Source organism: Winogradskyella pacifica (genome assembly GCF_003386275.1).
GTDB classification, from domain to species: domain Bacteria; phylum Bacteroidota; class Bacteroidia; order Flavobacteriales; family Flavobacteriaceae; genus Winogradskyella; species Winogradskyella pacifica.
Genome location: NZ_QREI01000002.1, coordinates 435065 through 448760, shown reverse-complemented (window position 1 = coordinate 448760; position 13696 = coordinate 435065). Strand labels below are relative to the sequence as shown.

General features: G+C 31.5%; 7 protein-coding genes. 6 read left to right on the top strand and 1 reads right to left on the bottom strand.

Translation table 11 applies throughout. The features are described from left to right. Nucleotides 1–54: 54 nt before the first annotated feature. Nucleotides 55–1074: an NAD-dependent epimerase gene (locus DFQ09_RS06165; protein WP_115808774.1), complete on the top strand. Its 1020-nt coding sequence runs from the start codon at nt 55–57 to the stop codon at nt 1072–1074. Between the two features lie 159 nt (nt 1075–1233). Next, on the top strand, nt 1234–2613 hold the full coding sequence (locus tag DFQ09_RS06160; protein WP_115808773.1) for a nucleotide sugar dehydrogenase: 1380 nt from the start codon (nt 1234–1236) through the stop codon (nt 2611–2613). An 82-nt stretch (nt 2614–2695) separates the two neighbouring features. On the opposite strand, the gene DFQ09_RS06155 is transcribed toward DFQ09_RS06160, so the two are convergent. Beyond that, the gene (locus DFQ09_RS06155) at nt 2696–7450 is read right to left on the bottom strand and encodes an Ig-like domain-containing protein (RefSeq protein ID WP_115808772.1); all 4755 of its coding nucleotides are present in this window, start codon (nt 7448–7450) and stop codon (nt 2696–2698) included. A gap of 316 nt (nt 7451–7766) precedes the next feature. On the opposite strand from DFQ09_RS06155, the gene asnB reads away from it, so the two are divergent. From asnB to DFQ09_RS06135, 4 genes are all read left to right on the top strand, one after another. Beyond that, complete coding sequence (gene asnB / locus DFQ09_RS06150) at nt 7767–9569, top strand: asparagine synthase (glutamine-hydrolyzing) (RefSeq protein WP_115808771.1); 1803 nt, start codon at nt 7767–7769, stop codon at nt 9567–9569. A gap of 413 nt (nt 9570–9982) precedes the next feature. Further along, on the top strand, nt 9983–10921 hold the full coding sequence (locus DFQ09_RS06145; protein WP_115808770.1) for a glycosyltransferase: 939 nt from the start codon (nt 9983–9985) through the stop codon (nt 10919–10921). Between the two features lie 6 nt (nt 10922–10927). Beyond that, on the top strand, nt 10928–12466 hold the full coding sequence (locus DFQ09_RS06140; RefSeq protein ID WP_115808769.1) for a lipopolysaccharide biosynthesis protein: 1539 nt from the start codon (nt 10928–10930) through the stop codon (nt 12464–12466). 5 nt (nt 12467–12471) lie between these two features. After that, nucleotides 12472–13695, top strand: a complete 1224-nt coding sequence (locus tag DFQ09_RS06135; protein ID WP_115808768.1) for an O-antigen ligase family protein — start codon at nt 12472–12474, stop codon at nt 13693–13695. The last annotated feature ends 1 nt before the right edge of the window (nt 13696 follow it).

Here is a 13696-nt window from a genome sequence, read left to right as displayed (position 1 = left end):
AGGATTCCATCTAAATTTATAATATTTGAAATTCGATTAAAAAACGATTATAATATGAAAGTATTAGTAACAGGAGCTGCAGGTTTTATAGGTTTTTATACGGCTAAAATCCTTCTATCTAAAGGTCATCATGTTGTTGGACTAGACAATATAAATGATTATTACGATGTTAACTTAAAATATTCTAGGCTTAATGAATTAGGCATCGATAACAACGAAGCTGCAGAATTTAATAAACTTTGTAAGGGTGCGTCTGAGGAATTCTCTTTTATAAGAATGAACCTTGAAGACAGAGAGGAATTACCAAAATTATTCAAAACAGAAAAATTTGATATTGTTTGTAATCTTGCGGCTCAAGCAGGAGTAAGATACAGTATTGAGAATCCTGAAACTTATGTAGATTCTAATCTTGTTGGTTTTTTAAATATTCTTGAATGTTGCAGAAACAATGCAATTAAACACTTAGTATATGCCAGTAGTTCTAGTGTATATGGGATGAATAAAAAAATACCATTTTCTACGGATGATAATGTAGATCATCCGATTAGTTTATACGCTGCTACAAAAAAGAGTAATGAACTTATGGCACATACGTATAGTCATTTGTTTAAAATTCCTACTACAGGTTTACGTTTCTTTACTGTATATGGACCTTGGGGAAGGCCAGATATGGCGATGTTCTTGTTTACAGATGCCATTATAAACGACAGACCTATTAAAGTGTTTAATCATGGTAATATGGAGCGCGATTTTACTTATATCGATGACATTGTAGAAGGTGTTGTTCGGGTTATTGAGAAGTCACCAACTAAACGAATAGAATCCAATGAATTCTACAAAATTTATAATATTGGAAACAACAACTCAGTTAAATTATTAGATTTTATAAAGGAAATAGAATTAAACTTAGATAAAATTGCAAAGAAAGACATGATGGAAATGCAGCCAGGTGATGTAGAACGCACTTGGGCAGATGTCGATGAATTAATTAAAGACTACGATTATAGACCTAACACCTCAATAAAACACGGTGTAAAATCTTTCATAGATTGGTTTAAAGAATATTACAATTAATCTCTTAAATTTGAACAAAATTTCTCTTTACTATAATTCTATAAGAATCTTATCGTAAAAAGAAGTTGTTTATATATTAAATTATTTGAATTAAATAAAAAAAAGTCAAATTTACACACAATTTAAAATTTAGACTCAAATCAAAATAAACTTAAAAGCATGAAAATCACAAAGATTTGCTGTATTGGAGCTGGTTATGTTGGTGGGCCAACTATGGCAGTAATAGCAAAAAAGAATCCTAACATTAAAGTTACTATTGTTGATATTAATGAAGAGCGTATTGCTGCTTGGAATGATGAAGACTTATCAAAACTACCTATTTACGAACCAGGATTAGCTGAAATTGTTGCAGAAACAAGAGGAAAGAATTTATTTTTCTCTACTGCAATAGATGAAACAATTAAGGAATCAGAAATGATTTTTATCTCAGTAAATACTCCAACTAAAACTTATGGTAAAGGAAAAGGTATGGCCGCTGATTTAAAGTACGTAGAACTTTGTGCTAGAAATATTGCAGAAGTTTCAACAACAGATAAAATTGTTGTAGAAAAATCGACTTTACCAGTAAGAACAGCTCAAGCTATAAAAAGTATTTTACACAATACAGGTAAAGATGTGAAATTTGAAATTTTATCTAATCCTGAATTTTTAGCTGAAGGAACAGCAATCCAAGATTTATTAAATCCTGATCGTGTTTTAATTGGTGGAGAGTCTGGAGATGCTATTGAAAGCTTAGCCAATGTATATGGAAGTTGGGTGCCACAAGAAAGAATACTAAGAACCAATGTTTGGTCTTCTGAGTTATCTAAATTAACTGCTAATGCATTTTTAGCACAGCGAATTTCTTCAATTAATGCTATTTCAGAATTATGTGAGCATACTGAAGCTAATGTGGATGAAGTTGCAAAAGCTATTGGAATGGATTCTAGAATTGGACCTAAATTTTTAAATGCTTCAATTGGTTTTGGAGGTTCTTGTTTTCAAAAAGATATTTTAAACCTTGTGTATATTGCTAGAAGTTATAATCTTAATGCTGTTGCCGATTATTGGGAACAAGTTATTATTTTAAATGACCACCAAAAGCGACGTTTTTCAGATAACTTAATTAGCACATTATACAATACGGTTTCTGGTAAAAAAATAGCGATGCTTGGTTGGGCTTTTAAGAAAGACACTAACGACACAAGAGAATCAGCTGCCATATACGTTGCTGACCACTTACTAAATGAACAAGCAAACATAGCTGTTTATGATCCTAAAGTAAACAATAAAAAAGTACAAGCAGACCTTAATTATTTAAATACAAGATCTGAGGAAGAAAACAACGATTTAGTTAAATCGTATAGTGATCCATACGAAACATCAAAAGATGCGCATGCGATTGCTATTATGACAGAATGGGATGAGTTTAAGACCTACGATTGGGAAAAGATATATAACCAAATGAAAAAACCAGCTTTCATTTTTGATGGTAGAAATATTCTGAACAAAGAAGAAATGACTAAAATTGGTTTTGAATATTCTTCTATAGGTAAGTAATATTTTAAAAATAATACTATATAAAAAGCACAAAATTCAGAAGAATTTTGTGCTTTTTATTTTACTGAATATGAATACCCATTTACTTTACAATTAATTTTTTGGTAATATTTCTATCTTTATTATTAAGTTTTATAAAATAAACTCCTGCTTGGAGTGAACTGATATCAACTTGTGTGGTCGTGCTAGGATTTAAGTTTTCATTAGTTATTTTAATGTATTGAACTAATTTACCAGTAACATCAAAAATATTTATATCTGATACAATCAACGATCCTGATATTTTTACGTTAACAATTCCTGAGGCAGGATTAGGATACACATCAAAAGCAAATTCGGTCTCTTCTTCAACTGGATTAGTTGAATCTATCCCACAATTTACATCCACCTCCACTCTAACTGTGGCCTCATCAAAATCTAAGGCATTAAATACCGTAACAGTATAATCGGTTGTTTCTGTCGGTGATACCTCAATCGTTTGTGTTGTCTCACCTGTACTCCAGATATAGTCATCTCCTCCACTTGCCGTTAAGGTTGATACATCTTCTAAACAAGCAAATACATCTTCACCAGCATCTGCATTAACGCGATTTAGGACATTTACGGTGACTTGCTTTTCATCATAACATTCACCAATAAATCCTTTTATTTCATATGTTGTGGTTATAGAAGGGCTTACTGCTATATTTGGTTGCGATGCACCATTATTCCAACGGTATGTATTAGCACCAGAAGCAGATAACGTTACAAAGTCTCCACTTAATATTTCAACACTTTCTCCATTTGCTATAGTTACTACTGGGCTCGGATCTACATAAACCTTAACATCATCTGTATCCGATTGATCCCCTTGTGTTACCGTAACAGAATAAGTTGAAGTCGATAGTGGATTTACGACTATACTTTGACTTGTCTCACCTGTACTCCACAAATAACTATCTCCTTCATTTGCTGTAAGAACAACTTCATAATTCTGATTATCACAAACCCTTTCATCAGTACCTGCCGATGCTCTAAATAATGGAGTGACTTTAACAGTTACTTCTTTTAGCTCACTGCTACATGAATTAGTCGTTCCTACTACGCTATAAGTTGTAGTTTGACTTGGACTCACTAAAATAGAATTAGATGTATCTCCTGTATTCCATAAGTACGATTCCGCACCGCTCACTAATAAGTTTGTGCTATCTCCTTCTATTATTGTAATACTTTCACTTATTGTTATAGTTGGTAATTCATTTACGATAACTGTTACACTATCTGTATCTGAATTCCCAAAACTATCCGTTACTGTAACAGTGTAAGTTGTAGTCTCTGTAGGGCTTAAAGTCAAGGAAGCACCTGCTTCACCTGTACTCCATGTGTAATTTATTCCACCTGAAGCATTTAATGTAACGCTTTCCCCAAAACAAATAGCAACATCATTACCTGCATCTGCATTAACTTCTGCTATGACTGTTACAGTAACTTCCGCTACACTCTGACATCCATTGGCAGAGAAACCTGTAACACTATAAGTTGTTGTTTCTATAGGACTAACCTCAATAGAATTGGAAGTGTCACCTGTATTCCATAAGTAAGAATCTCCTCCACTCACTAGAAGTGTCGTAGAACTACCGGTTACAATCGTTACATCTTCACTTACAACAACCTCTGGCATGGTAGAAACAAATACAGTAACATCAGCACTATCTGAACAATTGTTAGAGAATGTCTCTACTGTATATATCGTGTCTTCATTAGGATTTACTGTAATATTAGCTGTCGTCTCACCAGTACTCCATAAATAAGTATCCCCACCTTCAGCTGTTAAATTTACAAACTCACCTACACAAATTGTTTGGTTTTCTCCTGCATTTGCTATTGGTAATGGATTGACGGTTACAATAACATCATCTGTATCTGAGTTTCCAAAACCATCAGTAATTGTAACTGTGTAAGCTGTGGTTTCTGTAGGTGTAACTGTTGGTGTTGCACCTGATCCACCCGTATTCCAAATGTAAGTTATGCCACCTGAAGCATTTAACGTTACGCTTTCTCCTAAACAGATTGAAACGTCTTCTCCAGCATTGGCATTTAATTCTTCTACTACAGTTACAGTAACCTCAGCAGTATTTTGACAACCATTTTCTGAAAATCCTGTAACTATATATGTTGTTGTTACATCTGGACTTACTGAAATTTCATCTGTAGTTTCTCCTGTACTCCAAACAAAATTATTTCCTCCATTAGCCGTAAGTGTTGTAGAATCACCTATCATAATGAACACGTCATCACCAACTGTAATATTTGGTGATTCATTTACAAATACAGTAACACTATCATCTTTAGTATAGCCATACTCATCTTCCACAATTACTGTATAGGTTGTTGTAATCGTAGGGTTAATAATAAGTTCAGAACCTGAATCTCCTGTATTCCATAGATATGTTGATCCACCTGAGGCAGATAAAGTGACGAATTCTCCATTGCAAATAGTAATATCTTCACCAGCATCAGCAATGATTTCCGCTATTACAGTTACAGTAACATTAGCACTACTTACACATCCATTCTCACTAACTGAGCTAACTGTATATATTGTTGTTTCTGTTGGGTTTACCTCTATAGATTCTGTAGTTTCACCTGTGCTCCATTCGTAGTTTTCTCCACCAGTTGCTGTAAGCGTAGTTGTCTCACTTTCAATAATTACAATATCTTCAGAAATAGTAATATTTGGAATTTCGGCTACAAAAACAGTAACTTCATCTATGCTCGAACAGTTCTCATTACTTACTTCAACACTATAACTTGTTTCGACTGATGGATTTACCTCAATTGAAGCTGTAGTTTCACCTGTATTCCATAAATAAGAGACTCCTCCGGTAGCGACCAGTGTTGCAGATTGACCTAAGCAAATAGTTTGATCTTCCCCTGCGTTTACTAAAGGTATGCTGTTTACTGTTACAGTAACACTTGCTTCTTCGGATTGACCAAAATCATCTGAAACAGTTACAGTATATGTTATTGTTGCATTAGGAGTTACTTCAATACTTTCAGTAGTTTCACCTGTACTCCAAACATAACTTATTCCTCCACTCGCTGTAAGTGTAACGCTTTCGCCTTGACAAATTTGTTGGTCAGTACCTGCGCTCGCTTGGAGCGCTTCAGGAAAAACCGTTATTTCGGAAGTGTCTGTAAATCCGCCATCATTAGTAATAAATGTAATTGTAACATCACCGAATGAAACCGGAGTCACTAATCCGTTAGAATCTACTGTTGCTATAGATTCATCGCTTGAAGTCCATTCTCCACTCTGATTCGAAGCATTTGATGGTGTTATTGTGACTGTTAACTGTAGTGTTTCTGATATTTGCAATTCTGCAGTGGCAGGAGTTACTGCAATGCTTTCAACTCCTATTGCTGAAGTTTCAGAGTCGGCATCTACACCATTAAGGTATTCTTCTAACCACGTGTAACCGCTTGGTGCTATGTCGTTGTGATTTTGACCTGTTGGGACGTTTGCTTGAAACCAAATTTCAGGGATATGCTCATTAGAAACATAAAAACCTTCTTCTCTAGTGTTTACCGGAGTCGTACTAATAGCAGCCAAAAAATCTAAATAAGGCTGTTCTTCACTAGCAGAATGATAACTCCCTGATTCACCATACCCATAATTATCAAAAAACTCTGGTGTGTCATTAATAACATTATTAACGTATCTTGCATCTTGAGGATCTCTATAAATTCCGACACTACCATCTGCATTTAAAAATTTATAAGCACCAGAATCAAGAGGTACAGCAATCGAAGCTTCTACAGCTGTCATCTCTTCAGGAACAGCACCAATCATCGGAAATTTCACATCAGTAAAAAAAGAAGGATCAACTCTTTCTGTTTGAGAACTATATGCGTGTTCTATCCATAGATACTGATTATCAGCTTCAGGATCCGTAAATAAATCTTGAACTATATTACCTTTAGTATATATGTTAAAAGGAAATTCGGGATGTTCATTTGTTGCTCCATTTACGAACCACATCTTCGGATTACTCTGATATTGATACCATAAACTAACTCTACTACCTAAGAAATAATAATTATTAAAATGATTTATATGAGAATTAACTTTTACAGTAGTTAATCTATTAATCCATTGATATACAACATTATTGTAAACATCCGCTCGACCACTTGAAGTATTAGGTGTTCTTTGCCCTACATTATAAAACATTGTAGTTCTAAATGTATTGTCATAACTAAAATTTGCCGTATCGGTATCCCCAAATAAACTTCCCGTTTTAGACTCTGCTATTATTCCATGTTGAAATGTTATATTCTTAGTCTCTTTTCCCCTCATTGAAAACCCTTGTAATCCAGCATAACTTATAGAAATATGATCAAATATTAAGTTACTAGCTTCATCTCCCTCACTATTTCCTGGAAATATAGATAATGCAGTATCGCCTTGATACTGAGGTCTAACTCTAATGTATCTCATTATGATGTTTTGTGCATCACCATAACTTAGTTTTCCTTCAGCTGGATAAGTTAAAGTTACACCACCCGTTGGCGCTGTTTGACCTGCTATTGTTAGGTCATTACCGTTAATTTGTAAAGGAGTTAATAAATTTATAATACCACTAACATCAAAAACTATTGTTGACGGTCTTGGTTGTGATAAAGCCCATCTAAAAGTACCAACAGTATTATCATCACTTAAGGAGGTAACATGGTAGACATTTCCAACTCTACCTCCACTTGCATAAGCACCCCCACCGTAAGCGGTAGGAAATGCTTTTTGTTGGGATAAAGATAAAAATGGAATAATTAATAAAAAATAGATTATTTTATTCATGTTGTAGGCGGCTTTGATATTAGGGGAATCTTTTTATTCTGTTAAATAAAGCAACAATTTATTAAATATAATTATCATAAAATGACAAAACGTATAAATTTTCGACAAAAAGCATTTATTTGTAAGAATATTATAATATTATTTATTTTTACTCAATTTAAGTACGACGAGGCGTAAGATTTAGATGTTATGAATTATAATTTAACAGGTTGAAGAATTTCCCTATAACAACATAAAAATTATAATCAAACAATTTTATTTTTAAAGCAGATGGTTTTAAAATAAAAATGTGTTTTTTTACAAAAAATATTAAATAATGTGCGGTATATATTTAACCAACATACCTTATGAAGAAGGTATTATAAAAGAAAAACTAGAATCAATTTCATTTAGAGGACCTGATTACACAGGAATTCAAAAAGTAAATGATTTAACTTTTGGACATCTCCGTTTATCAATTTTAGATTTAGACCCAAGATCACATCAACCAATGAGTTACGAAAATTTAACTTTAGTTTTTAATGGAGAAATATATAATTACCAAACTGTAAAAAAGGAACTTAAAAACTTAGGCTATTTATTTAAAACAGAAAGTGATACTGAAGTACTGTTAATTGGCTATAAGCATTGGGGAAAGGGAGTTTTAGATAAAATAAATGGCATGTTTGCATTTAGCATTTATGATACTCTAACCAACAAATTATTTTCTGCGAGAGATAGATTAGGTGTTAAACCCTTTTATTATTACTGGCACAAAGGACAACTAGAGTTGTGTAGTCAAATAAGACCTCTATTAAAAGATAAAAAGATTAATGATGAAGCTATATCCATTTATCTAGACACCGATTTTATACCTAGCCCATATACTATTGCTGAAAATGTTTTTAAACTTCCACCTGGAAATTATATGGAAATTGATTTTACAATCAATAAACTCACAATTGATGAATATTGGAACTTAAAAAAAGTAAAAATACAAGACATATCATATGAGGATGCAAAAAAGGAACTTCATAATTTATTAAAAGATGCTGTAAAAATTCGACTTCAATCGGATGTTCCTATTGGTTCTTTTCTTTCAGGAGGTATCGACTCTTCACTAGTTTCTAGTATTGCTGCAAATGTTTCAACAACTAAAATCAATACTTTCTCAATAGGTTTTGACGACCCCAAATTTGATGAAAGTAAGATTGCAGAGCAATTTGCCAAAATAATTGATTCAAATCATACCACCACAATATGCAGGCCAAATGATATTATGGAATTAATACCAAAACTAACTGAAGTTTATGATGAACCTTTTGGAGATAGTTCTGCACTACCTTCGCTATTACTGAATAAAGTAACTAAACAATATGTTACTGTGGCCCTTTCTGGAGATGGTGGAGACGAGAGTTTTATTGGCTATGGCCATTTCGATTCTCTCGTGCAAAACAGAAAAATAATGGACATACCATATAAACTTAGAAAATTTATAGCTAATTCTGGAATGTTGAAACTGTTTGGTTTAAACACACATCGCATTAACAATGCTTTAAATACAAAAACTAGAAACGATTTTATAGAAAATATTTTTTCAAGAAAAGGATTCTTACTAAAAGAAAAGAGACAGAATTGGATGAAATATTATCAAGGCTATAAAACTTGGTCTGATGTTTTTTTACAAAAAGCTGCAGATTTAAATATAAAATTATGGTTAGAAAATGACAGCAATGTAAAAGTTGATCGTGCAAGCATGGCCTATTCTGTTGAAGTAAGAAGCCCCTTCTTAGACTATAGAGTTATAGAGTATGCTAGAACGCTTCCTATGCATTATAAATATGAGAAAGGGAGGCAGAAAAAAATATTAAGAGATATTCTAAAAGAATATATACCTGAAGACGTTTTTAATCAACCAAAGCGAGGATTTACAGTTCCAATAGGAAATTGGATGCGTAAAGAATTAAGGGAGGAGTTTGACCTTGCTTTGAATGATGATTTTTTAAACCGAGTACCAAATTTAAATGTTAAAAAATTTAAATGCTTATATGATGATCATATGAGTGGAAAAGAAGATCATAGAGTTTATATTTGGAAGCTTTTTGTACTAAGTAAGTGGTACAAAGAATTTCAATTTTAAATTAATTAACCCCCTCAATAAAGATTGTAGTAATTGACTTTAATATATATTTTAACAAGCTTAAATCATAATCCGTGTTATAGCATACAATTGATCCTTAGCAATAACCCTTTTCTAAAGTTTTAGCATAATATTCAAATAGTTATATTGAATACTAAATAAAAGAAACGCTCTATTTTCACCATTATGCTCTTGTTAGTTTTGTTATATTTGATGTTTATCGTTAAAAACAAGTAGTTGATATAATTATTTATAGTATTTAAATTATTTCTCACACATTTGCTGATATAATAACTATTATTTGCCCCAATTGAATCACCTAAATGAAAGAAAGAGATCTAAGTCATCTTAAGGTTTCAAAGTTTACAACAATTACTCCCTCAATAAACTTAGTGTACCAAAGTCACTATTAAATGGAAAACAAAATAAGCGTTATAGTCCCTGTATATAAGGTTGAAACTTATTTACACCGCTGTGTCGATAGTCTAATTAATCAGACACATAAAAATTTAGAGATTATTTTAATCAATGATGGCTCACCTGATTCATCAGGAGAAATATGTGACCGATATGCTACTAAGGACAACAGAATCATAGTAATTCACAAGAAAAATGAAGGGTCTAGTTGTGCTAGAAATGCTGGTTTAGATATCGTTACAGGAGATTACATAGCATTTGTAGATAGTGATGATTATATTAACGAATTAATGTTGGAAACCATGCTTAATAAACTTCTAGAACATAATTTGGATGTTATAGAGATTAAGCCTAAAAGTAAAAACAACCTGTCTAGCGCTGATAATAATTTTGAAATTCAAGGTAAAAATTCTGCCTTAAAGAGAATTATTAAAAACACTACCTTTTCTGTATGGTGTCGCTTGTATAAAAGAGATATAGTTAATGACTTACGTTTTATTCCAAAAATAATTCATCAAGATGTTTTCTACACTATCGATGTTTTAAACAGAATAAATAAAATAGGCTATTTAAACAGTAAACTGTACAACTATAATACGGATAATGTAAGTATTATAAGAAGTAAGTATACTTTAGAAAAAATAACTATTGGTATAAGAGCCACAGAGTATATTATGAATAATATACCTAAACAACCAGACTTGCAACAAGTGGTTAATGATTATATCACTTATTATTATACCGATCATTATTTTTTACTCTCTAGAAACACTGAAGTAGACCCCAATAATGTATTTAGAAAAAAAGTAAAGAGCGCTATTAAAAAATCAATAAGTTTTAAAAATTATGGATTAAGACCACTTATGGTGGTTATTTTACCTTACAAAATCATGGAGTTTATTTCTAAAAGTTATTATACACTAACCTCACGATAAAAAGTTATGTCTAGAGTTGCTTTAACTATAAAAAACGCCTGGATTGCTCTAGTTTTTCAAATACTCTATGTAATTATCCAATTTTTTTCAAGAAATATTTTTCTTGAAAATCTTGGGGATGAATTTATTGGTACTGTTGATACGCTTAAAAGTATTTTACAATTCTTAAACCTGTCGGAATTGGGTATAGGAACCGCTGTTGGCTTTGCATTATACAAACCTATTTATGATAATAATAAAGAATCAATTAACGAAATAATAGGTTATTTAGGCTTTCTTTACAAGAGAATTGGATTTTTTGTACTAGGCGCTTCATTATTACTGTTGCTATTTTTTCCTCTTTTTTTTGAAGATACAAGCATAGATCTTACTTCAATAATATTTTTGTTTATTGCTTTGCTCGTAAGTAACTTACTAAGTTACTTTTTTGCGTATTATACGTTTCTTTTACAAGCAGATCAAAAAGGATATGTAACCATCACAATTGGTCAATCTGTTTTTATACTAAGATTGTTTTTACAATGTATAGTACTTATTTACTTACAAGATGTAATGCTATGGATTTTATTAGAGTTATTAACACCCTTCATTTACATCTATGTGTTAAGAAAGAAGGTAAGACAAACGTACCCTTGGCTTATTTTTAAGTTGAAAATAACTCAGGGTGTACGTAATAACCAAAAGGGATTATTAAAAAAAATAAAACAGATTAGTTTTCATAAACTTGGTGGTTTTGTAAGTAACAGTACTGATAATATTATCATTTTTTCAATGGTTAGTCACTCGATGGTGGCCTACATAGGCAATTATCAAATGATTATGAATAACATAAACCTTCTTGTTAGTAAGCTTTTTGATGGCACCAATGCAAGCGTAGGTAATTTAGTTGCAGAAAATAACTTAAAAAATATGCTAATAGTATTTTGGGAGTTTATGGCTTTAAGGTTTTTTATTGCAGGGTGCTCTACCATTTTACTTTATATAGGTTTTGATAATTTAATTATGCTTTGGCTAGGGGAAAAATATCTACTCTCTAATACAATTCTATTTGTACTAATTATAATTTTCTTTATGCTACAAGTAAGACAACCAATAGATAGTTTTAAACAAGCTTATGGACTTTATGATGATATATGGTCTCCTGTGGTACAAAGCATTATCAATTTGGTTTTATCCATAATCTTCGTTTTAAAATATGGTGTACTAGGTGTGTTTTTAGGGACTATGATTAGTCAATTTATTATAGTTATGTTATGGAGACCCTATTATGTTTTTAAATATGGATTTAAAATAAATCATATGATATACTGGAAAGGGTTCATATTACATTTAATTTATTTTTCTGCAGCATTCACCATTTACTATTTTATATCAAGAAATTTCTCAGTAGATTCTAGCACTAATTATTTCTTGTTGTTTATTGAATTACTTAAATTTGGTTTATTATTCTTTTTAATTTATTTTTTAATATTAGCATTATTTAGTAAAGGCTTTAAAAACTTAATTACACGTTTTTACAAGTTAATAATTAAAAGAATAAAATAATATATATGAAATATATAATAGGCGTTTTACTTGTGCTTTTTGCTTCTTATGCCGATATATTTTTATTTCGGATAGGAATCATTCCGGTTCAACCATCTTCTTTTTTAATTCCATTGTTTTTTGTTTTGTGTCTTGTAAGGTATTCTATTTTAGATTTATGGGATCTTTTTAAATCTCATTCTTTTAAAATATTTGCTGCCATTCTTTTATTTGCAATAGTTTATTCAGCCGTTTCTCCTGTTGGAAGTGAAACTATTATTACTAAAATTTCATTAGATGTAATTACGCTATTGTTATATCTTTTTTCTGTACAATTTTTTAGATCAGAAAAAAGATGGCTCGTATTTTTAGTTATGTTTTTTGCTTTTTTAACACTCGCGGGTAGTGTGTTTTATGATTTTATTATTGGTTTACCTAGACAAAGTAGCAAGTTAGCAGACGCTGTAAGAAAGGGCGGATTTGGTGAAAACCCAAACCAAGCAGCGTCTGGAATAAAATTTTTAGCTCTAGGTGTATTAGTTTTTTTGTACAAGTACAAAACAAAGAAATATCTATTTATTGCTGCAATGGTGATTTCGGTATTTTTAACTTTCTCTAGAAGCGGAATTATTTCTGTAGTGTTAATATTAATTTTTGGAACCGCAAATAATTGGAATACAAAATTCACAATTACAACGCCTATTCTTTTCAAAAGTTTATTTAAAATGGCCTTTTTATTTATAGGCCTGTATCTTGGGCTTGTTTTGTTTGCTGGTGTAATAAAAGATAATTTCCCCGCCTTTACTAGAGGCTCAGCAGGCAAACGTATAGACTTGTTATTGGGTAAAGGAGACAGCGGTCTTATATCAGAAGATGTAGGTGCGAGTAATGGACGTGGAGATTTACTATTAAGATACATTAATAGATTTAAAGATAATCCTCTTGGATATGGAACTAGTTACACCTCAGAAAGAAGGTATAATGGATTAAACACCCACAATTATTATTTATTTCTAGCCGTTAATTATGGATTTCTAGCACTCATTCTATATTTAGTATATATATGGTACGGATACAAACTATCACTTAGAGCAGATCAATTTTACTATTTAATATTTTTGACCCTTTTAGTTTTTGAAGGATTTGTTTCCCACTCTATTTATTACGAAAGAGCTCTATTGGTTAGTTTAGCCTTTTTTGATAGTCTTATTTATAAAAGAAATATTCAAGCCCAAACTGAGATTAGTTAAT